At 36.3% G+C, this 22,948-nt stretch carries 21 protein-coding genes and 1 pseudogene; all 22 read left to right on the top strand.

The annotated features are described in order from the left end of the window. Positions 1-6: 6 nt before the first annotated feature. The gene (ccsB, locus tag KFZ56_RS10485) at positions 7-1,203 is read left to right on the top strand and encodes a c-type cytochrome biogenesis protein CcsB (protein ID WP_222641885.1); all 1,197 of its coding nucleotides are present in this window, start codon (positions 7-9) and stop codon (positions 1,201-1,203) included. Positions 1,204-1,315: 112 nt separating this feature from the next. Then, the gene (locus KFZ56_RS10490; RefSeq protein WP_222641886.1) at positions 1,316-2,032 is read left to right on the top strand and encodes a response regulator transcription factor; all 717 of its coding nucleotides are present in this window, start codon (positions 1,316-1,318) and stop codon (positions 2,030-2,032) included. Beyond that, positions 2,032-3,795 (top strand): ATP-binding protein, encoded by a 1,764-nt coding sequence (locus tag KFZ56_RS10495; RefSeq protein ID WP_222641887.1) that lies wholly within the window; start codon positions 2,032-2,034, stop codon positions 3,793-3,795. Before KFZ56_RS10490 ends, KFZ56_RS10495 begins: the two co-directional genes overlap by 1 nt. Before the next feature lie 123 nt (positions 3,796-3,918). Further along, the gene (locus KFZ56_RS10500) at positions 3,919-4,983 is read left to right on the top strand and encodes a YpbB family protein (RefSeq protein WP_222641888.1); all 1,065 of its coding nucleotides are present in this window, start codon (positions 3,919-3,921) and stop codon (positions 4,981-4,983) included. A 14-nt stretch (positions 4,984-4,997) separates the two neighbouring features. Continuing rightward, positions 4,998-6,551, top strand: coding sequence for a RecQ family ATP-dependent DNA helicase (locus KFZ56_RS10505; protein WP_222641889.1), 1,554 nt, complete (start codon positions 4,998-5,000; stop codon positions 6,549-6,551). Then, positions 6,538-7,116 (top strand): CPBP family intramembrane glutamic endopeptidase, encoded by a 579-nt coding sequence (locus KFZ56_RS10510; RefSeq protein WP_222641890.1) that lies wholly within the window; start codon positions 6,538-6,540, stop codon positions 7,114-7,116. The genes KFZ56_RS10505 and KFZ56_RS10510 overlap by 14 nt, the downstream gene beginning before the upstream one ends. Before the next feature lies 1 nt (position 7,117). Beyond that, positions 7,118-7,450 carry a hypothetical protein gene (locus KFZ56_RS10515; RefSeq protein ID WP_222641891.1) on the top strand — a complete coding sequence of 111 codons (333 nt, stop codon included), beginning with the start codon at positions 7,118-7,120 and terminating at the stop codon, positions 7,448-7,450. Between the two features lie 226 nt (positions 7,451-7,676). Then, positions 7,677-8,258, top strand: a complete 582-nt coding sequence (locus KFZ56_RS10520) for a genetic competence negative regulator (RefSeq protein WP_222641892.1) — start codon at positions 7,677-7,679, stop codon at positions 8,256-8,258. A gap of 157 nt (positions 8,259-8,415) precedes the next feature. Continuing rightward, positions 8,416-9,696, top strand: a complete 1,281-nt coding sequence (locus KFZ56_RS10525; RefSeq protein WP_222641893.1) for a Glu/Leu/Phe/Val family dehydrogenase — start codon at positions 8,416-8,418, stop codon at positions 9,694-9,696. A gap of 118 nt (positions 9,697-9,814) precedes the next feature. Beyond that, positions 9,815-10,797 (top strand): annotated as a pseudogene (locus tag KFZ56_RS10530) (YpdA family putative bacillithiol disulfide reductase). Positions 10,798-11,108: 311 nt separating this feature from the next. Further along, the gene (sleB, locus tag KFZ56_RS10535; RefSeq protein ID WP_375540699.1) at positions 11,109-11,882 is read left to right on the top strand and encodes a spore cortex-lytic enzyme; all 774 of its coding nucleotides are present in this window, start codon (positions 11,109-11,111) and stop codon (positions 11,880-11,882) included. Positions 11,883-11,897: 15 nt separating this feature from the next. Next, complete coding sequence (ypeB, locus tag KFZ56_RS10540) at positions 11,898-13,241, top strand: germination protein YpeB (protein WP_222641895.1); 1,344 nt, start codon at positions 11,898-11,900, stop codon at positions 13,239-13,241. Between the two features lie 154 nt (positions 13,242-13,395). Beyond that, positions 13,396-14,088 carry a (d)CMP kinase gene (gene cmk, locus KFZ56_RS10545; protein ID WP_222641896.1) on the top strand — a complete coding sequence of 231 codons (693 nt, stop codon included), beginning with the start codon at positions 13,396-13,398 and terminating at the stop codon, positions 14,086-14,088. Positions 14,089-14,113: 25 nt separating this feature from the next. Next, positions 14,114-14,719, top strand: a complete 606-nt coding sequence (locus KFZ56_RS10550; RefSeq protein WP_222641897.1) for a lysophospholipid acyltransferase family protein — start codon at positions 14,114-14,116, stop codon at positions 14,717-14,719. Between the two features lie 153 nt (positions 14,720-14,872). Continuing rightward, positions 14,873-16,003 carry a 30S ribosomal protein S1 gene (gene rpsA / locus KFZ56_RS10555; protein WP_222641898.1) on the top strand — a complete coding sequence of 377 codons (1,131 nt, stop codon included), beginning with the start codon at positions 14,873-14,875 and terminating at the stop codon, positions 16,001-16,003. A gap of 104 nt (positions 16,004-16,107) precedes the next feature. Next, on the top strand, positions 16,108-16,713 hold the full coding sequence (locus tag KFZ56_RS10560; RefSeq protein ID WP_222641899.1) for a YphA family membrane protein: 606 nt from the start codon (positions 16,108-16,110) through the stop codon (positions 16,711-16,713). A 135-nt stretch (positions 16,714-16,848) separates the two neighbouring features. Beyond that, a complete protein-coding gene (gene der, locus KFZ56_RS10565; protein ID WP_222641900.1) occupies positions 16,849-18,159 on the top strand; it encodes a ribosome biogenesis GTPase Der in 1,311 nt (436 codons plus the stop codon). 13 nt (positions 18,160-18,172) lie between these two features. Next, positions 18,173-19,210: an NAD(P)H-dependent glycerol-3-phosphate dehydrogenase gene (locus tag KFZ56_RS10570; protein WP_222641901.1), complete on the top strand. Its 1,038-nt coding sequence runs from the start codon at positions 18,173-18,175 to the stop codon at positions 19,208-19,210. Positions 19,211-19,268: 58 nt separating this feature from the next. Beyond that, positions 19,269-19,529, top strand: a complete 261-nt coding sequence (locus KFZ56_RS10575) for a stage VI sporulation protein F (RefSeq protein ID WP_222641902.1) — start codon at positions 19,269-19,271, stop codon at positions 19,527-19,529. Positions 19,530-19,847: 318 nt separating this feature from the next. Beyond that, entirely contained in the window at positions 19,848-20,045 is a 198-nt protein-coding gene (locus KFZ56_RS10580) for a DUF2768 domain-containing protein (RefSeq protein WP_222641903.1), read from the top strand. A 20-nt stretch (positions 20,046-20,065) separates the two neighbouring features. Continuing rightward, complete coding sequence (locus KFZ56_RS10585) at positions 20,066-20,785, top strand: YphF family lipoprotein (protein WP_222641904.1); 720 nt, start codon at positions 20,066-20,068, stop codon at positions 20,783-20,785. A gap of 190 nt (positions 20,786-20,975) precedes the next feature. Further along, positions 20,976-22,454 (top strand): stage IV sporulation protein A, encoded by a 1,479-nt coding sequence (gene spoIVA / locus KFZ56_RS10590; RefSeq protein WP_222641905.1) that lies wholly within the window; start codon positions 20,976-20,978, stop codon positions 22,452-22,454. The last annotated feature ends 494 nt before the right edge of the window (positions 22,455-22,948 follow it).

Here is a 22,948-nt window from a genome sequence, read left to right on the forward strand (position 1 = left end):
TAGCGAATGAGTAGTTTAGTAAGCATAAGTAGTACATTACTTTATACAGCTTTTGTACTTTACTTAATCGCGACATTTTTCTTTGGCGCAAGCATAAGAGATAAGCGTACAACGAAAAAAAGTAGAACAAAAACAGCAAGTAAAATTGGGATTACACTAACCATCATTGGTTTTATGGCACAACTTGGTTATTTGATCACCAGGTGGATAGCTAGTGGACATGCTCCGGTAAGTAATTTATTTGAATTTATGACATTCTTTGGTATGTGTATGGTTTTGGCGTTTATCATCCTTTACTTTATTTACAACCTCAATGTCCTGGGACTGTTTGCACTACCTGTAGCAATGATTATGATTGCTTATGCCAGCATGTTTCCAACTGAGATATCTCCATTGGTACCATCTTTGCAAAGCCACTGGTTGTACATACATGTGACAACCGTTTCTTTGGCACAAGGAATACTTGCTATTAGTTTTATTGCCGGGTTGATTTATTTGATCAGACAAATCGATCAATCTGTTAGAAGCAAACGGACAACGTGGTTAGAGATTGTTTTATATTCGCTGTTCCTGTTTGTTGGCTTTGTTGTGATTACAACAGCCTTTAACTTAGCAGATTATCATGCAACATTTGAGTATACAGAACAAAATACAAGGGTTACAACAGATTATCACCTACCAGCAATTGCAGGACCTAACGAAGGAACGTTAGTAACAGAAGGTGTGATGCAACCATGGTTTGAATCACCTGAATGGATGCATGGTCAAGACGCCGGCAGGAAATTTAATACAGTGGTATGGTCATTCATTACTGGATCTATGATATATATCCTAGTCCGTTTAGTGATAAGAAAAAGAGTTGGGGCAGCTATTCAACCCATTCTTAAAAACACCAAACCGGATCTTTTGGATGAAATTAATTATCGTGCCGTAGCAATAGGCTTCCCGGTATTTACACTTGGCGGTTTAATATTTGCTGCAATATGGGCACAAATTGCCTGGGACCGTTTCTGGGGATGGGATCCTAAAGAGGTTTGGGCATTAATAACATGGTTTTTCTATGCTGCATACTTGCATTTACGACTTTCAAGAGGGTGGCATGGCGAGAAATCTGCTTGGCTGGCTGTCGTCGGGTTTGCCATCATTATGTTTAATCTGATTGCCGTAAATCTGGTCTTGGCCGGTTTACATTCCTATGCTTAGATATGTTCAAGCAAGGTGTCATTATAAAAAGCGATGATACCTTGCTTTTTTCTTATACTTTTAACTAGTCATGGTTTATACTTTAAATAAGGTCGAATAAGGGGGAATTTTCATGGACATAGCTAGTAAAATATTAGTAGTAGACGATGAAGAACGAATTCGTCGATTAATCCGTATGTATTTAGAAAGAGATGACTATGAAATTGATGAAGCAGAAAATGGGAAAGATGCTTTACAAAAAGCACTTAAAAATGATTATGATGTTATTTTATTAGATATTATGATGCCAGAGATGGATGGAATCGAAGTTTGCCGTGAACTAAGAAAAGAAAAGGAAACTCCGGTAATTATGCTGACAGCCAAAGGGGAAGAGAGCAATCGGGTACAGGGGTTTGAAACGGGGGCTGATGATTATATTGTAAAGCCATTTAGTCCCAGAGAAGTTGTCTTACGTGTTAAGGCTTTGCTACGAAGAGTATCGTCTTCCTCTTTTAAAGATGTAGATGTAGAGGCAAGAGATATTCTTGTTTTTCCGCATTTAACGATAGATCATGATGCACATCGGGTAACGGCAGATGGTATGGAAGTTGCTTTAACACCAAAAGAATATGAATTGCTTTGTTTTCTAGCGCAATCACCAGATAAAGTATTTCACCGTGAGCAATTGTTAAAAGAAGTTTGGCAGTATGAGTTTTTCGGTGATTTACGTACCGTCGATACACATGTAAAGCGACTACGGGAAAAATTAAACAATATTTCCGAAGAAGCTGCAAAGATGATTGTAACTGTATGGGGTGTTGGATATAAATTTGAGGTAGATGAAGAATAATGTTCTGGCGCAGTGTAGTTGGCAAACTGGCATTAACCATCCTATTGCTGGTTTCCTTCGTCTTACTTATATTGACCATTTTATTATTGGAGTTTTTTGAGGAATTTCATATTGATGAGGCAGAAAAAGAAATGATGCAAACAGCAACTAGAGTTGCCGAGTTAGTGGAACAACAACCGAATCGATCAACAGCCCTTGAAACAACGGAACGTATTCAAGATCCGGACAGCCGTATTGCAATCATGTTTGATGAAGAAGACATTTGGGTTTCCGATAGTGCTAATGAAAATTTGACAGAGTTTCAAGCGGATTGGATAGAAAAGGAAACTGGCTTAACCGATGTATTAACGAATGATGAACGCATAAGGAAACAAATCGTTTTACCAGGCACCGAGATTGAAGCAATGATTGTTGGGGCGCCAACATTTACGAATGATGGTGCAGTATTTGTATATCAATCGCTGGATGTTATTGAACAAACAAAAGCAGAAACGACCAAGATTATATTTTTGGCAGCCGGAATTGCCATTATCTTGACAATATTTTTTGCCTTTTTCCTATCAACACGAATAACATCCCCTCTAATCAAAATGCGAGAGGCCGTTTCTGATTTAACTAGAGGAGAATTTAATACGAAGGTTCCTGTTTTATCCCATGATGAAATCGGGGAATTGGCTGTGGCATTTAATCGAATGGGAAGACAGCTTAAATTTCATATTAATGCGCTCCATCAGGAAAAAGAACAGCTTTCCAGTATCGTCAGTTCGATGGCAGATGGCGTTGTGACCTTAAATAGAAATGGGGATATGGTTGTCACTAACCCTCCTGCAGAAAAATTCATTGAAGACTGGAATTTTGAACATAATATTGAAATGACTGAAGATAATCGTCCATTGCCAGCTGAACTAAATCAAGTATTACAAAAGGTGATTGACGGAGAGTCGGAAGCTTTACATGAGATAAGTATACAGGGGCGAAATTATGTGATGTTGATGACACCACTATATGATCAATCTCATGTACGCGGGGCAGTAGCTGTAATCCGTGATATGACAGAAGAAAGACGCTTGGATAAATTTCGTAAAGACTTTATAGCAAATGTGTCGCATGAGTTACGTACACCCATCTCCATGCTTCAAGGATACAGTGAAGCAATTGTTGATGATGTTGCGGAGAGCCAATCAGAAAAAAATGAACTCGCAAAAATCATTCATGAAGAGTCTCTTCGAATGGGGCGACTGGTTAATGAATTACTGGATCTGGCACGTATGGAAGCCGGCAATATCCAGCTGAACATGGAAACTGTAGATATAGAAGCGTATGTCGACCGAGTCATGAAGAAATTTAATGGATTAGCAACTGACAATCAAATCGAATTTTCACTGCATAAAAATATAACTGAATCATTCGTAACCATTGATCCGGATAGGCTAGAGCAAGTTTTCACAAATTTGGTCGATAATGCAATTCGACATACGAGTGAATGTGGATTTGTTAAGGTATATATTGAATCTAATTCGAGTGAATTTCATGTGTTTATTGAAGATAATGGGAGTGGAATTCCTGAAGAAGATTTACCATTTGTGTTTGAACGTTTTTATAAAGCGGATAAATCCAGAACAAAGAATAATTCCAAAAAAGGCACAGGACTAGGATTAGCAATTGCGAAAAATATTATCGATGCACATCATGGTATTATTACTGTAAACAGTAAAGTGGATCAAGGAACAACCTTTAGCTTTAAAATCCCACAAACAAAATAACAGATGATATTAAAGTGTACGGTAATAACTAATACCAGCTGAATTCCAGTTGGTATTTTTCTTGTTTTATACTATAGTAGAGGTAATATCACGATAGGATTTTTAAGGGGGAGCTGAGGACCATTGTTATTCGAAGGGATCATTCTATTATGTTTTCTGCGAATGAATGCAGAACGAACAGAGATGGCCATTTATCATTTATTAAGAGCTAAAAAATCCATTCAAACCGTTCAGGATGCGCATCTCTATAACCTTGAGCAATTCTACGGTGTATATCATCATTTAAATCAAGTTCAATTTGAATATAAATTACATGAATTGGTACGTAGTGGGTTGCTTCAGGAGAGTTCCTCTCAAAAGTCTGAGACTATTTACATGCCTACCAAAACAGGAGTAGAATGGATCAATAAACATCGAAAAAATCTCCCGTTCGATTATTACAATGGGTTGAAGTTTCATGATAGTGCGAATGTTTTTTTGGAACGTTTAACATTACTGATACAAACATTAACCAATAGTAAAATGAACTACTTTTCCTTTATTCCTGTCATTGATAAGTTACCGATTGAAAATTGGGTGAGATCTTTTTACAAAAAAATGAAACCCCATGAAACGAAATTATTACCGGCAATTCATGATGAATTATCGAACCTTCTACATTATTTTTCGGATCATGAAGCAGGAATGTTTGTGGATCGATTAACCGGTTTTAAAAACTATGGCATGAGCGTGAATCAACTTGCGGATAAGTATGAGATGACACCTGATGATGTAATACTATGGTCTACAGCAATAAAGCATCGCATGTTAAACCTAGTGGAAAAGGAACAAGCGCATTATCCATTTCTGTGTATGTTAACAAATGATTTGTTACAGCAAACGTCTATGACAGCTTCTGCACGTACGACCTATGAATTGTTACAAAAAAAATATTCGATTGATAACATATCTAAAATAAGACAGTTAAAGCCAAACACCATTTATGATCATATTGTGGAGATCGCTTTATATAGGACAGATTTTCCAATAAACGATTATGTGAATGAGGAAAGCCAGCAGGATATTATAAATGTCTTTAACAACATAAAATCGACGAAATTAAAAAATATAAAACAGCAGCTTAATACTGACATCAGTTATTTTCAAATACGTTTGGTATTGGCCAGGACCAAAGACTTGCTGAAATGAGGTGTACGTATAAAATGAATTCCCAGATGATGCTGGAGGACAGCTTAAGAACCCATTTTAATTATACAGCTTTTCGTTTGGGACAAAAAGAAATTATAGAAGATATTATGAGTGGGAAAGATGTACTTGGAGTACTCCCCACTGGTTCCGGTAAATCGATTTGCTACCAATTGCCGGCCGCATTGTTAGACTATGGGACAGTGATTGTTGTGTCACCATTAATTTCTTTAATGGTAGATCAAGTAAAGCAATTAAAAGCTATGAATTTCAAAAAGGTTATTGCCATAAATAGTTTTATGGCTTCAATAGAAAGAAAACGTGCATATGATCACTTACATACGTATAAGTTAATCTATATTTCTCCTGAATTATTACAAAAAAATGAGATCATGGAGTATTTGCGAAAATTAAAGATACGTTTATTCGTAATCGATGAAGCGCATTGCATATCTCAATGGGGGCATGAATTTCGACCGGATTATCTAAAGCTTGCTTCCATTATACAATCACTTGATAATCCTCCTTTATTAGCACTAAGCGCAACGGCAACACCAGAAGTTCAACAGGATATTATAACTGCTTTAAAAGTCCCGAACATTACAAAACATATATATCCAATGGACAGAGATAATATTGCCTTTGCTGTAGAGCAAGTTACTGACAATACACAAAAACAATCTATAATTAGCGAATTACTGGCAAATTATCAGGTTCCAACATTAATCTATTTTTCAAGTAGAAATATGGCGGAAACCACAGCCCGATTTCTTTCTGAAAAACTGCCTTTCAAACGAATTGCATTTTACCATGGAGGAATGGAACAATATGATCGTATTACGATTCAACAGCAATTTATGAATGATCAACTGGATGTTATATGCTGTACAAGCGCATTTGGGATGGGGGTTAACAAAGATAATATTCGCTTGGTTATTCATTTTCACCTCCCGCCCCAAATAGAAGCATACATTCAGGAGGTTGGACGAGCAGGTAGGGATGGAAAATCGAGTGTCAGTTTATTGCTATTTTCTGAGAAAGATGCATATCTTCCAAGGAAAATTATTCAAAAGGAACTACCAACAGCAGATGATTTAAAACTGGTATTTCATGAATTATATAAGCTATATCAAGCTGAATCCTTAATTCCCGATGACATCACACAGGTAGAGAATTTGTTCCAAATCAGTGAAATACAGTGGCGATTTTTAACCTATCAATTTGAAAAGCATGGTATGATTGAGGGAAATAGAATTATTTATCAACGGGAAAATTGGCAGCAGGCATTTCAACAAATAAATAATCATCGAATGAAGCGCTCTTTACTAAAAGAGAACAAATTAACGGAAATGCTCACATGGATACATGAAAAAGAATGTCTAAGAAAACACTTGTATAAAAGCTTTCAATCTTCATATAGCAGTCCCAAATATCAATGTTGCAGTAATTGTGGTTTTTCTTTTGCAAATTGGAAACCAGTTGAGAAGCATATCAAAGAAACAGGTACAACAACGTGGCAGGAGAAATTAGAAAAATTGCTATTGATTGGAGCAACGGATGAAACAAAGTGAAATCATTAAGATGATGTCAGACAAAGAACTAAAAAAGCAATTGCTACTATCACAGTTTATATTCCTATTTATTGGTCTCATACTTAGTATATTTTTATTCCGTAATATATCTGAATGGCTTCTATATTTTGACTGGGATCTAAATGAAATGCTCTATTATGGGGTCATTCCGGGACTTATTATTGTGTTAGTCGATGTATGGTTAATGGTTGTTCTCCCAAAACACTATTATGATGATGGAGGTATTAATGAACGGGTCTTTAAAAATCAGTCCATTGCCTATATATTTATCCTCTCTCTCATAGTAGCTATTTCGGAGGAAATATTATTTAGAGGGGTCATCCAAACTACCTTTGGTTACGTGTTTACCAGTGTATTATTTGCACTCGTTCACTTCCGTTATTTGAAAAAACCTGTCTTATTGATCTCGGTCTTATTTGTAAGTTTCTACATTGGATATATGTTTGAAATAACCGGGAATTTACTCGTCACGATAGTTGCACATTTTACAGTTGATTTTTTATCAGGATTACTTATTCGCTTTCAAAAATGGGGTGCTTTATAGAATGAATAATAATTCAAGTAATCAAGAGGATCAAGCAACAGAACTAAAGTCTCTACTGGATGAAGTGCAGCAGAGAGATGGAGCTAAGGGAGACAATAGCCAAATAGCAGCAATAGAAGAAACAGAAGTACAAGAACGAGAAATTGATGTGTTAAATTTGCCTCCAAGAAAAGAAGTACATCGTAAAAATAAGCAACGCACACATATAAAAGTGGGAAGTTTAGGAGGTCCACTGCTGCGTTTTTTAATCGTTTTTATTTTACTATTGGTTGTATTGACAGGAGCATATCTCTTGTGGGAAGAAGAATTGATAAACGTGATAAGCAATTTATAGTTCTCCGTCACCATTATATTTCAGTAACTAAAAAAATGTATAAATACAAATTAATAGCTTGGTGAAAGATAAATAAATAGCATAAAAAGAGCGTATAAAAATATAAGTTACGTTCAACAATTACGTAAGAAGCATATAGTGTATAAAGGGATATTTTTAGTAAGGTGTTGCGAAATAATTTATGTTTTAAATAAATGTAAGATAGTTATATGAGGGAGGATACTGTATGCGTATTGAGCGGTTGACCGATAATCAATTTAGGATATTTTTAACATTTGATGACCTAATTGAACGTGGGTTTACAAGAGATGATTTGTGGCATGATGCGTCAAGTGTCCGTAATCTGTTTAGCGATATGATGTATGAAGCTAGTACAGAGCTGGGATTTGAATTAGAAGGTATGTTGCTTGTTCAAGTACATTTAATGCAAGCACAAGGGATGCATGTTATTGTTACACAAAATTTCGAAGATCAGAATTGGGATGATGATTTCATTGAAATGAAAGTGACGTTGGATGAGAGTGAAGAGTTACTATTTTCCTTTGAGGATTTTGAGAATGTAATTCAAGTATCACCGTATCTGTCAGTATTGCCAATAATGGGAGGGCAAGTCTATTATATGGATAACCTTTATTATATGCTGTTAGATGACAATGATTTGGAAGATAAAATCAAAGAAGACATTATTGCGATCATGTCCGAATATGCGAATCCAAGCATTATTACATCCTATAAGTTAAAGGAATATGGGAAGGTAATTTACCAGTCGAATGCGGTTAAACAAATTATGAGGGTTTTTAATTCCTGAAAAAAACAGGTACCCATTGTTTGCAGAGCAGTTTTTCGTAGCAGCTATGCAGGGGAAAAATGAATTTATTTTATTGCATATTTATCATGAAGGTGTATACTAATGTCTGAGTACAGCTATATCTAAAATATTTATGGATATTCTAGGAGGTAAATTCATGGTAGCCGAAAAAGCAGCAGATTCTACCAAAGAAGATGATAAAAAAATGGATGTTTTAAGTTCAACACGAACTGTTGTAAAAACTGCATTGGAGAAATTGGGTTACCCTGATGAAGTTTTTGAGCTTTTAAAGGACCCAATCCGTATGATGACAGTGAGAATTCCAGTTCGTATGGATGACGGATCCATTAAAGTTTTTACCGGATATCGTGCACAGCATAATGATGCAGTTGGCCCAACAAAAGGTGGGGTTCGATTCCATCCCAATGTTACAGAAACAGAAGTAAAAGCATTATCTATTTGGATGAGTTTAAAAGCCGGTATAGTAGACCTTCCGTATGGTGGGGGTAAAGGTGGAATTATATGTGACCCGAGAGAAATGTCTTTCCGTGAACTTGAGGGACTGAGCCGTGGATATGTTCGTGCAATCAGTCAAATTGTAGGTCCTAACAAGGATATTCCAGCACCCGATGTATTTACAAATTCACAAATTATGGCTTGGATGATGGATGAATACAGTCGGATTGACGAGTTTAACAGCCCCGGTTTTATTACTGGTAAACCAATTGCGCTTGGCGGATCACACGGTAGAGAAGCTGCAACTGCAAAAGGGGTTACAATTTGTATTAATGAAGCTGCTAAGAAAAGAGGCCTGGATGTAAAAGGGGCAAGAGTTGTTGTTCAAGGGTTTGGAAACGCTGGCAGCTTTCTTGCAAAATTCATGCATGATGCGGGAGCAAAAATTGTCGGAATTTCAGATGCATACGGCGGATTGCACGACCCGGATGGCCTTGATATTGACTATCTTTTAGACAGAAGAGATAGTTTTGGAACGGTTACGAAACTTTTCGATAGTACAATAACCAATAAAGAATTACTTGAATTGGATTGTGATATTTTAGTTCCAGCAGCTGTAGAGAATCAAATTACAGAGGAAAATGCACATAATATTAAGGCAGAAATTGTAGTGGAAGCAGCAAATGGCCCGACAACGATGGGTGGTACAAAAGCTCTATCTGATAGAGGTATCCTTTTGGTACCTGATGTTATGGCTTCTTCCGGCGGAGTTACTGTCTCTTATTTTGAATGGGTACAAAACAATCAAGGCTACTATTGGACAGAAGAAGAAATAGAGAAAAAGCTTCATGAAATTATGATTAAATCATTTAACCAAATTTTTAATACGTCCAAAACCAGGCGTGTTGACATGCGTCTGGCAGCATATATGGTTGGTGTCAGAAAAATGGCTGAAGCTTCCAGATTTCGCGGATGGGTCTAACCATTTAATAATTAAACAATCAAACGATATGACGAAAAAACTCTTATCAGGTATAATTAGATAGGAGTTTTTTACTGTATATGCTAGGTAGGAATTTATATAAAGGAAGTGTATATCTTTGCAGAAAGAAAAAGTTATTATTATTGGCGGGGGCCATGTGGAATGTCCTGCGCCATTGAATTACAAAAGCTTGGAATCTCCCCGTTAATCATTGAAAAGGGAAATGTAGTAAATACGATTTATAATTTTCCGACCCACCAAACCTTTTTTAGTTCAAGTGAAAAGTTGGAAATTGGGGAAGTCCCCTTTATTACGGAAAAACAAAAACCTGTAAGAAATCAGGCTCTGGCTTACTATCGTACAGTAGCTGATCGGAAACAATTGCGTATAAATACATATGAAAGCGTAATGGAGGTTGAACAAGTTGACCATCGTTTCCAACTAACTACAAAGAAGAACACAGGAGAAAACCAAAAGTATTTTGCCGATCATGTAGTTATCGCCACTGGCTATTATGATCATCCCAATTACATGAATATTCCCGGTGAAAATCTCGATAAAGTGATGCATTACTTTAAGGAGGCGCACCCTTATTATAATAAAGATGTAACAGTTATTGGCGGGAAAAACTCTGCTGTAGATGCCACATTAGAGCTTCACAAGGCTGGTGCTAATGTCACGGTTTTCTATCGTGGTGGAGTATATTCAAAGAGTATAAAACCTTGGATACTTCCCGAATTTGATTCATTAATAAGAAAAGATATTGTTCAAATGCATTTTAACGCTGAAGTTACAGCAATTACAAATAATCATATTCATTATACAACTGGCGAACAAGCATATAAACTTAAAAACGACTTTGTGTTTGCAATGACTGGATATAAACCGGATCTACATTTTCTAAAAGATATAGGAATATTCATTGATGAGCAAAGTGGGGTTCCTCATTTTAATGACAGCACTTATGAAACAAATATCCCCGGAATATATGTAGCAGGTGTTGTAGCGGCTGGATATAATAATAATAAAATATTTATCGAAAATGGACGTTTTCACGGGGAAAAGATTGCAAACGCGATTAATAATAAAAAGGATAGCTGATTGTCGGATCAGCTATCCTTTTTATTATTTTTGCAGAGCTATGAATAATGATTGTAATGATACACGCTAGTGAAGAAAGACTAGTGTTTTTCCACAGCGGTTTTCAATCCTAGATTTGGGTATTGGTCCTTTATTTTTATCGTGAAATGGATTTTTAATTGAACAACTCGCATATATTCCTCTATTTATGAATAAAAAAGACATTAATTCAAAAAATAGGTATCATAATATAATCAGGAGGATAAACGATGGCCTATAAAAAACTGTCTCTTTTATTTGTAATTACATGTTTACTAACTATAGGACTGTTCATGTCACAGCCACAAAAACCTGTAAATGCTTTTAGCTCGCAAGTGGTTCAGCAAGGTGCAACAGGGGATGATGTTATTGAATTACAAGCCAGATTACAATACCTAGGTTTCTACAACGGGGATATTGATGGGGTTTTCAGTTGGGGTACATACTGGGCCTTAAGAAACTTTCAATATGAGTTCGGACTTAATATAGATGGTTTAGCCGGACAGACTACAAAAGATAAGCTAGTGCAAGCAAGTAATTATGATGAAAACTATGTAAAAGAACAAATGAATCAGGAAAATAATTTTAGACATTATGGAGGTAACGATAATCAGTCTGCTTCTGGTGAAGAAAACGGTGGGGCGAATGCAGAAGATGAGTCTGCAGAAGGACAAACATCAAACACGGCAAGTGTAAATGTACCACAGGGCTATTCACAAAACGATATTCAATTGATGGCAAATGCCGTCAATGGAGAAGCTCGAGGAGAGCCGTACGTAGGTAAGGTTGCAGTTGCAGCAGTTATCTTAAATCGAGTGGAAAGTCCCACATTTCCCAATACAGCCTCTGGTGTAATATTTGAACCAAGAGCCTTTACTGCAGTTGCAGACGGTCAGATATGGTTAACCCCAGATGAGACCGCAAGGAAGGCTGTACTTGATGCAATTAATGGATGGGATCCTACAGGAAACGCAATCTATTATTTTAACCCGGATACGGCAACATCAGAATGGATTTGGTCAAGGCAACAAATTAAAAAAATAGGCAAACACATATTTGCTTTATAGAAAGGTGTGAGGTATATGATTCGTTGGATTTTAATAACCGTACTTACAATTGGAGTTGCTGGAACAGCTTTTTGGGGTTACCAGGAACATCAGGAAAAGAACGCCGTGCTTACACAAGCAGAAAATGAATATCAACGTGCGTTTCATGAACTTTCCTATAATATGGATTTGTTAAATGACAAAATCGGTACAGCTTTAGCTATGAACTCAAATCAAAAACTTTCTCCGCAATTAGTGGATATATGGCGTTTGACATCCGAATCTTTATCAAATGTCGGTCAATTGCCACTTGGTTTGTTACCCTTTAATAAAACGGAAGAATTTCTTTCTAATATTGGGGATTTTACGTATCGAACTGCAGTACGAAATTTAGAAGATGAACCGCTTTCAGAAGAAGAAACGAAGTCATTAGAAGATTTATATGCTCAATCGGCAGATATTAAAGATGAACTACGGCGTGTGCAGCATGCTACTTTAGATAATAATCTACGCTGGATGGATGTTCAACTTGCCTTAGCTAATGAGGATGAGCAAGTGGATAATACAATCATTGATGGATTCCAAACAGTGGAAGACACAGTAGAAGGGTTTTCAGAGAGTAATGTGGACTCTCCCATAACTGGCACCTCGTCACAAGAACATGAATATAAGTTTTTGAATGGTGATCAGATTAGCGAGGAAGAGGCGTTAAATTTAAGTAAAAAACATTTTAATGTCGATAATGAACAAGACTTAACGCTTACACCAAGTGGTGATGGTGCTAACGTTCCTATGTATAGTATTTCCTACAGAGATGATGAAAAAAATGGTTATATGGACATGTCTGTACAAGGAGGACATCCACTTACGCTTTTAATTGACAGACCGGTTAATGATAAACAAATAAGCCTTAATGAAGGATTGAAAGAAGCAGAAGCATATATAGAAAACAATAACTTCGACAATATGCAGGTTTACGAAAGTAATGAATACGACAATGTCGGTTTTTATTCATTTATATATAATGATGACGGTGTTCGCGTATTCTCCGATGCCATAGAAGTTAAAGTTGGGTTGGATAATGGTGAAATATTAGGGGTCACCGCAGAGAACTACTTTATGAACCACGACGACAGGGATATACCTGAGCCCAAACTGTCTGAAGATGAAGCGAAAGAAGCTGTAAATCCTAATGTAGAAATCCAGGAAGAATTTATGGCTGTTATTGATAACGATATGGGTGAAGAAGTTTTCACCTATGAGTTTCTTGGGGTGTTAGATAATGAAACATATCGGATATTTATTAATGCAATGGATGGAAAAGAAGAGAAAGTAGAAAAATTAGATGGCAAAGAAATAAATTACGCAGGGAACTTTTAAGGAAGGGCTTATGCCTTTCCTTTTTATTTCTCACTAACAAGATGCGATAGCGTTTTTCATAACAGTTATGTTATTATTTAAAGGAAGATGGTCAGTAGTAACGAAGTACTTGCCATATTTAAAAAACGGATAAACTTATAGGGTGACGAGAGGAATGAATTTAGTGAGTACGAAAACAATAGCAATCGCAATTGATGGCCCGGCAGCAGCTGGAAAAAGCACCGTAGCAAAAATCGTAGCGGGAAAACTCTCCTATATTTATATTGATACAGGAGCAATGTATCGTGCTTTAACGCTTCAAGCAATGCTCGAACATATTCCATTAGATGATGAAGCTTTGTTAGTTCAATTATTACAACGTATTGATATCAAATTAAAACAAGATAAAAATGGTCAACTTATATTAGTGGATGGTACAGATGTTACCTCCGAAATTCGTTCTCAAAACGTTACAAACAATGTCTCTTTTGTTGCTAAACATTCCAATATACGTAAAGAAATGGTTAATAGACAACAGACTTTAGCAGCAGAGCGTGGTGTTGTGATGGATGGTCGGGATATTGGAACGCATGTAATTCCGGATGCAGAAGTTAAAATTTTCTTAGTTGCAACAGTTGAAGAGCGCGCGAAACGGCGTTATGAAGAAAACGTAAAAAAAGGATTTCAACCTAATATAGAAGAGTTGAAAAAAGAAATTGAGCAACGAGACTTTATCGACTCTAAACGAGAGGCGGCCCCTTTAATTCAAGCAGTTGATGCAATCGAAATAGATACGACTTCTTTATCAATTAACGACGTGGCTCAACGTATCTTAGATAGGGTCAAAGAAGTCACTCATTCATTATAATCACTCATATAAAGGGGGCGTGCATATGAGTTTATATAAAGTAGCAAAATATGTTGTAGCCAGTATTTTTTTTCCGCTTTTTCGCATCAATGTAATTGGAAAGGAAAAAATACCACAAGAAGGGCCAGTCATTATTTGTTCTAATCATATATCGAATTTAGACCCACCTGTTGTTGGTATTACCTCTCCAAGAGATATATACTTTATGGCGAAAGGAGAATTATTCGAAAAACGATTTTTAGGCAAATTATTAACCGCTATCCATGCGTTTCCAGTTAAACGGGGGATAAGTGATCGTAGCGCATTACGAAAAGGGCTTAAAATTCTTAAAAATAACGAAACCCTGGGGTTATTTCCGGAAGGGACCAGAAGTAAAACGGGTGAACTTGGACAACCATTAGCCGGAGCTGGCTTTTTTGCATTACGATCAAATGCCGTAATCATTCCATGTGCTATTCTTGGACCATATAAAGCGTGGAAGAAACTGACGGTTGTATATGGTGAACCAATCGACATGGAGTATTACCGTAATACCAAAGCTTCTGCAAAAGAAGCGGCTGAGGCAATTATGACAGAAATTAAAATACTTAAAGAAAAACATCAATCAGAAACTGCTTTACTTGACAAATAATTATAATTATTAGAAGTTATATAAAAGGGTTTTTTTAATAGTTTACTTTTAACTATTTTCTAAAATAAAATGTAGGAATTAAAGAAAACTTTTATTGTTGTCAAAATTACATGACAGTTTACGTTTTCGAACTGCTTTTAGGAGGCTATGGACATGAGTGAAACGAACAATGCATTAGAAGAAGTAGAAGTAGGTAAAACATTAACAGGAACGGTTATTAAAGTAGAAGAAAAACAGATTCTTGTAGACATTGGGTACAAGACGGAAGGTATAGTCCCAATTGGTGAATTATCCAATCTTCACGTAGAGTCGACAAACGATGTTGTAAAAGAGGGGGACACGATTACTTTAAAAGTAATAAAAATGGATGATGACGAAGTAATACTTTCTAAGAAAGCGATAGACGCTGATAATGCGTGGGATGATTTAGAAAAAAAGTATCATAACAATGAAACGTTTGAAACAGAAGTAAAAGAAATTGTAAAAGGGGGGCTGGTTGTTGACGTAGGCATTCGCGGGTTTATTCCGGCCTCATTAGTAGAAACTTATTTTGTAGAGGACTTTTCAGATTATAAAAATCAGCGATTAACTGTAAAGATAGCCGATTTAAATAGAGAGCAAAATCGGATCATTCTATCCCATCGGGCAGTAGTTGAAGAAGAAGCCAATGCAACCAAAAATGAATTGTTACAGTCATTAGAAGAAGGCCAAATACTGGAAGGAACTGTACAGCGTTTAACTCATTTTGGAGTTTTTGTTGATATTGGTGGTGTTGATGGTCTTGTTCATATATCTCAGTTAGCCCATGAGCATGTAGATAAAGCATCTGATGTAGTTTCAGAGGGAGACACTATTAAAGTTGAAGTGTTGTCCGTTGATCGTGATAATGAGCGAATTTCCCTATCACGAAAGAAAACATTGCCAGGACCTTGGGCTAATATAGCGGATCGCGTGTCACAAGGTGATGTATTAGAAGGAACTGTTAAACGTCTCGTTAACTTTGGAGCTTTTATTGAAGTACTACCCGGCGTAGAAGGTTTAGTTCATATTTCGCAAATTGCAAATAGGCATATAGGTACACCACAAGAAGTTCTTGAGGTTGGTCAGCAGATTAAGGTTAAAGTACTCGATGTAAATGAAAAAGAAGAACGAATTTCCCTAAGTATTAAAGAGCTAGAACAAGAACAGGAAGCTAAAGATTATAAGCAATACGAAAAAGATGATGAGCAATCCGGATTCCAAATTGGTGACTTCATTGGTGATAAACTCAATAAATATAAGTAAAACTCATGAACATGATACCAAAGGTTCTTTCCTCTATTGGGAGAGAACCTTTTTAGTATAGAATTCACAAATAACACCCATAATGCCTAATGGGGTGTGTTCATATGATAAATGGCCTTTTATTTTATTGGTTTAGTTGGATATTGTGGATTGTTGTTACATTTTTTATGAAAAAAAGTAAAAGAAGAACGATCTTGGCGTGTTGGATACTAGTAACGATTCTCAGTTCAAGCCTTTCAATCGAAATGCAAAATCAGCAAATCTCGGTAGCGTTTTTACTATTGGTTGGAGGGTCCTTTATTTTACTAATACAGCTACCGCGTGTCGTATATCACTTATTTGCTTCATTTACGATTATGATTGGTTATGCAGCCATTCTATTTTGGGAAAAGAGCGCTCCTATTTGGATGATTGCACCAAGGGTGATTCTTATTTCTTTTATTTTGGGGCTACTTATAACCATATTGACTAAAGGACTTTACAATCAATTAAGTATAGGTTTATTAGGGCTGACATGTGGTGAAATGATTAATGGACTTATGTTATCCAGCTATGGATTTCGTATAACCATAGGAGAAATGCAGTTTTTTGATCTTTTGTTATTTATTTTAGTCATACTCGTATTTCTAGAAATGCTACATAAAGGCAAAGATAAATTATATGTCGTGTTACAAAACCATAAACAAACAGTGAAGTGGCAAAATGAATGACATACACTTCATAAGCTTAGTGATGAGCTTTTTATCAATATGATGTATGAAGAAATTCATTGTTAATGTCACCAACATTTGCTAGAATGAATGAAGCTAAAGCAAATTAGGGTGTAGAGAAAGGATGTTCCTTTCATGAGGAAATCAGTTGTTGCCATTGTAGGAAGACCCAATGTTGGAAAATCAACTATATTTAATAGATTAGTTGGTGAAAGAATCTCTATTGTGGATGATATTCCGGGAGTAACAAGAGACAGGGTATATGCTCAAGGTGAATGGCTATCCCAGTCGTTTAATATTATTGACACTGGAGGAATTGAAGTTGGCGATGAGCCTTTACTCCAGCAAATGCGTTATCAAGCTGAAATAGCGATCGATGAAGCAGACGTTATTATTTTCCTCGTAAATGGCAAAGAGGGTATTACTGCAGCCGATGAAGAGGTTGCAAAATTATTGTTTAAATCCAATAAGCCAATTGTGCTTGGAGTTAATAAAATCGATAATCCGGAAATGCGTGAGAATATTTATGAATTTTATGCCTTAGGTTTTGGACAACCTTATCCAATTTCAGGGTCTCATGGTCTAGGCTTAGGTGATCTGTTAGATGAAGCAGTTAGTCACTTTCCGAAAAATGACGATGAAGAAATAAATGAAGATATGATCTATTTTAGTTTAATTGGAAGGCCAAATGTTGGAAAATCATCCTTGGTCAATTCCATTTTAAATGAAGAACGTGCCATCGTGAGTGAAATTGAAGGTACAACAAGAGAAGCTACTGACACGTATTTACATAAAGACGATCAAGATTACGTCATTATTGATACAGCAGGTATGCGAAAACGTGGGAAAGTTTATGAGACTACAGAGAAATATAGTGTACTTCGGGCACAGAAAGCGATTGAACGTTCAGATGTCGTGTTAGTTTTGATTGATGCTGAAACAGGAATAAGAGAACAAGATAAAAAAATTGCTGGCTATGCGCATGATGCGGGACGTGCCATTGTTATTGTTGTAAATAAATGGGATGCAGTGGAAGCAAATGACAAAACAATGAAAGAATTTGAAACAAAGGTACGAGGGCAATTTCAGTTTTTAGATTATGCTCCGATTGTTTTCTTATCTGCAAAAACAAAAAAAAGACTGCATACGCTTATTCCATCAATAAAAGTAGCAAGTGAAAACCATGCAAAACGAGTACCTACTAATGTTTTAAATGATGTCATCATGGATGCATTAGCGATAAATCCAACACCAACATTTAAAGGGAGCCGTTTAAAAGTACTGTATACAACACAAGTAGCTGTTAAACCGCCCAGTTTTGTCGTGTTTGTTAATGATCCTGAATTAATGCATTTTTCGTATAAACGTTTTTTAGAAAATAAAATACGGGATGCATTTGGTTTTGTAGGTACACCAATTCAAATATTTGCTAGAAAAAGGCAATGAGGAGGAATTTTAGATGGCAAAAGTTGCTGTATTGGGTGCAGGAAGCTGGGGGACAGCATTAAGTATTGTTTTAGCAGATAACGGAAATGATGTTCGTCTTTGGTCACATCGAAGGGACCAAGTTGAAACCATTAACCAGACACACAAAAATGAAAAATATTTAGATGTGACAATCCCAAAGCAAATTAAAGCATTTTATAATCTAGATGAAGCGATACACGACGTGACGTCGATTGTTATTGTCGTGCCTACAAGTGCAATACGTGAGGTGTGTGGCCAACTGAATGAAATACTGGAACAACGAGTTACCCTTATCCATGCTTCTAAAGGTATTGAACCAGTAACATTGAAACGGGTTTCACAACTAATAAGTGAAGAAATGGATCACTATAACGATGAAGATATTGTAGTTTTATCTGGCCCCAGCCATGCAGAAGAGGTTGCGCTTAGACAGCCTACAACGGTAACAGTTTCTTCTTTGAATAATGCGAAAGCAGAGCATGCACAGGATTTATTTATTAATGAATCCTTTCGTGTTTACACAAGCCCCGATATTCTCGGGATAGAGCTGGGAGGAGCATTGAAGAATATTATCGCCTTAGGTGCAGGTATTTCGGATGGCCTGGGGTATGGAGATAATGCGAAAGCGGCTCTTATAACAAGGGGCTTAGCTGAAATTGCGCGCTTAGGAACATCACTTGGAGCGAATCCACTCAGCTTTTTGGGCTTACCAGGTGTAGGTGATTTAATTGTTACATGTACAAGTGTACATAGCCGTAACTGGCGTGCCGGGAATTTATTAGGTCAAGGGTATAAATTAGATGACGTGTTAAAGCAGATGGGTATGGTTGTAGAAGGTGTGAGAACAGTTAAAGCTGCATACCAATTTGCTGAAGATCAACAAGTTGAAATGCCGATTACGGCAGGCATTCATCAAGTTTTATTTGATGAAAAGGAACCTGGAGATGTCGTTGAACAATTAATGAATAGAAATAAACGGGAAGAAATGGACGATTTGGCCAAATTGCTAACAGAGCGCTATTCACAATAACAGTAATTCTCCTCTTTGCATACAATATGTTGAATTAATTAAGCAAGGAGGAGAATGTGTGAATAAATTTCAAAAAGATCTTTTTGATAAAGTACAACAAAATGCCAATATTAACCCAGATGAAGTATATAAAGTCGCAAATTCTGTGAAAAATGCAGATTTTTCCGATGAAAAGACAGTAAGACAATTAGTTCGTCATTTGTCAAAAATAGCTAATAAGCCATTATCCAAGGAAAAAGAAGATAAAATTGTACATTCCATTATAAAAAATAATATGCCAATGGATGCAGAATCGTTAAGTAAATTCTTTGGAAAATAACTGCACCTGGGCAAGTGAGGATGCAATACCGCGAATACTTGCATAAAATAAATCGCACAAGCATTCATGTATAGAGTTGCTGTGGATGTTATTTAGTCAAACCGGGATGAAATTGCCCCTTTCATCCCGGATTTTTTTGGTGTGCTAGACATGCGCACGTTATCTAGAGCTGAAGTCCCGACTGCGAAAAGTAGTAGTGGTTGGAAAACGATTTATACAAACAGGCCAATGATGATACATTTCGATACTTGTAGTGGATGGCCTGTGTTATAATACGTTTTGTGATATTGAATTTTTTAGATTTTAGGAGTGAAACAAATGTCGTTATCAATGCTAAAAATGTACATATCATTTGCGGGCATGATTTTTTTAATTTTAGCCGTTGGCCTTATTCTACTTAGTAGGTACAAGCTTAAAGGGGTGTTGGCCGGAATTGTATCAGTGATTGCATACTTATTCTTAATCGTAGGCGCGTTAATCATTTTTTATATTGTTTTTAGTGGTCCGACAAACTAGATGCAAAAGGAGGCTATTAAATGGAGGGTACATATAATCGGGTCTGCAGCATATTGTTATTTGTCATCTTACTAAGTGGCTGTTTAGCTCCTCAAAATGAATTAGCCAAAAATCAACCACCTAATGAACAGCAACTGGAACAAGTGCAACATGCAGTTGAAACCTATCAAGAAGAAACTCAAGTTTTACCTATTAAAACAAAACCAAATGATACACCCATTTTTCAAAAATATTTGATTGATTTTACCGCACTAAAAGAAAATAATGCACTGTCTGAAATTCCTGGAACTGCATATGAAAATGGTGGAGTCTATCAATATACATTAATAACTCCAGAGGAAAATCCACGTGTGAAACTTATTGATTTACAAATAACAGAAGCTATTCGAAGTGTAAATGTGCAGCTTGACATTTACCGGGATGAAAATATTTATCCTCCTTTTGGAGAGGAAATTGCTGAAGATGTATACTCGATCGATTATCAAAAATTGGGCTTTGAAAGTCCTCCAAGTGTAGAAAGCCCATATTCGGATGAAAAGCTTCCAATCATTATGGATGTAGAAGGCAACTTACATGTGGATTATCGAATAGAACTAAAAAAAGCCCTAAATGATTATGATCATGACTATACAGAAGGTGATGACATACGCTATATATTACCGGAAAATACACCATTTGTTCCTGCTTATTCACTGCCATATACAATTAAAGATGGAGATCCGATATTCGCTGATAGATAATTAAATAAATATAACATATTCATTCCCTTGTAACATATATTGTTGCAAGGGTTCATTGTTTTTTGTCTTTTTTCTTCATCCTTTACACATATTTAAGTCATATTATGATAGGACAACATCATAGACTTGTAATGACAATTATTCGCAGTTTGTGCATAATTAAAAAGTACGGAGATCGGGAGGGGATCTTTTGGAAAAGGTTGATATTTTTAAGGATATTTCGAAACGGACAAATGGAGATATTTATCTTGGAATCGTAGGAGCTGTCCGTACAGGTAAATCGACATTTATCAAGAAATTTATGGAATTAGTTGTGCTGCCTAGCATCGAAGAAGAAAGTGAGCGTGTGCGAGCGCATGATGAACTACCGCAAAGCGCTGCTGGTAAAACCATTATGACTACAGAGCCCAAATTCATTCCAAATCAAGCTGTATCCGTAAATGTAGAAGAAGGCCTTGATGTAAATGTTCGCTTAGTAGATTGCGTGGGATATGCGGTTGAGGGTGCTAAAGGATTTGAGGATGAGAATGGTCCAAGAATGGTTCATACACCTTGGTATGAGGATGAAATACCTTTTCATGATGCAGCTGAAATTGGTACAAGAAAAGTAATCCAAGAGCATTCAACCATAGGTGTGGTTGTAACGACAGATGGAACAATAGGAGAAATTGAACGAAACGATTATGCAGATGCGGAAGCTAAAGTAGTTGATGAATTAAAAGAAGTTGGTAAACCTTTTATCATGGTCGTTAATTCCACAAATCCAAGAAATCCGGATACAGAATTATTACGTCAGGACTTAACAGAAAAATATGATATACCAGTTCTATCTATGAGTATAGAATCAATGACAGAACATGATGTATATAATGTGTTGCGTGAAGCGCTTTATGAATTTCCAGTACTGGAGGTTAATGTCAATCTCCCAAGTTGGGTAATGGCTTTGAAAGAAGATCATTGGTTAAGGAAAAACTATCAAGAATCTATACAAACAACAGTGAAAAACATCAGGCGATTAAGGGATGTTGATCAAATAGTTGGTGACTTTTCAGATTATGAATATATTGATAAGGCAAACATAGCCGGGATGGAATTGGGTGAAGGCGTTGCTGAGATTGATTTACATGCACCGGATTATCTTTATGATCAGATTCTAAAAGAAATTGTTGGAGAAGAAATACGTGGCAAAGACCACTTACTGGAGTTAATGCAGAATTTTGCACATGCAAAAAGAGAATATGATCAAGTATCAGATGCATTGAAGATGGTTAAGCAAACAGGATACGGGATTGCAGCACCGAGCTTAGAGGATATGATACTAGATGAACCTGAAATAATCAGACAAGGCTCAAGATTTGGTGTAAGATTAAAAGCTGTCGCTCCGTCTATTCATATGATAAAAGTTGAGGTGGAATCAGAGTTTTCCCCCATCATTGGTACAGAAAAACAAAGTGAAGAGTTAGTAAGATATTTAATGCAAGACTTTGAAGAGGATCCATTATCAATTTGGGAGTCAGATATATTCGGCAGATCTCTTAGCTCCATTGTAAGAGAAGGAATTCAGGGTAAAATATCACTTATGCCGGAAAATGCAAGATATAAATTAAAAGATACATTAGAGCGTATCATCAATGAAGGATCAGGAGGATTAATAGCCATTATCTTATAGCAGCTTTTCATAGCTGCTTTTTTGTGGTATAAAATTTGAAGGTGTGGGTATTTAGTAGCCAAATAAGCCTTTACACGGCTTCGGCATCCAGCAACTAGCAATACTATTGATGGGACAATCTTTAGCAGTCCCGAACCTTTTCACCCTCCACCGCAATAAAGAAGACTTACTGATGGCGGGACTGCAGATGCAAGCAAGTGAGTCACACTTATATTTGTAGGCGAAAAGTTGAACACAGATTATTGTTGCTAATCGGGAGCTTACATCTTTGTCTTTTATATAAAGGATGCGTTCAAAAAAATTCGTTAAACGGCAGGAATTTACGAAACAATGTCGTATATATATAATGAGGCTATAATAATAAGGCAGTGACTATTATATAGAATGCTTTGAGTTATACGATTTTTTCATATTGGTGCCTACTTTTGCTGATTTTTGATGTAAAATCACTTTTTTTAGAGATAAATACTGAAAAATTGGGTACTTATTGTTGA

The sequence above is a fragment of the Virgibacillus sp. NKC19-3 genome (genome assembly GCF_019837165.1).
Taxonomy (GTDB): domain Bacteria; phylum Bacillota; class Bacilli; order Bacillales; family Amphibacillaceae; genus Virgibacillus_L; species Virgibacillus_L saliphilus.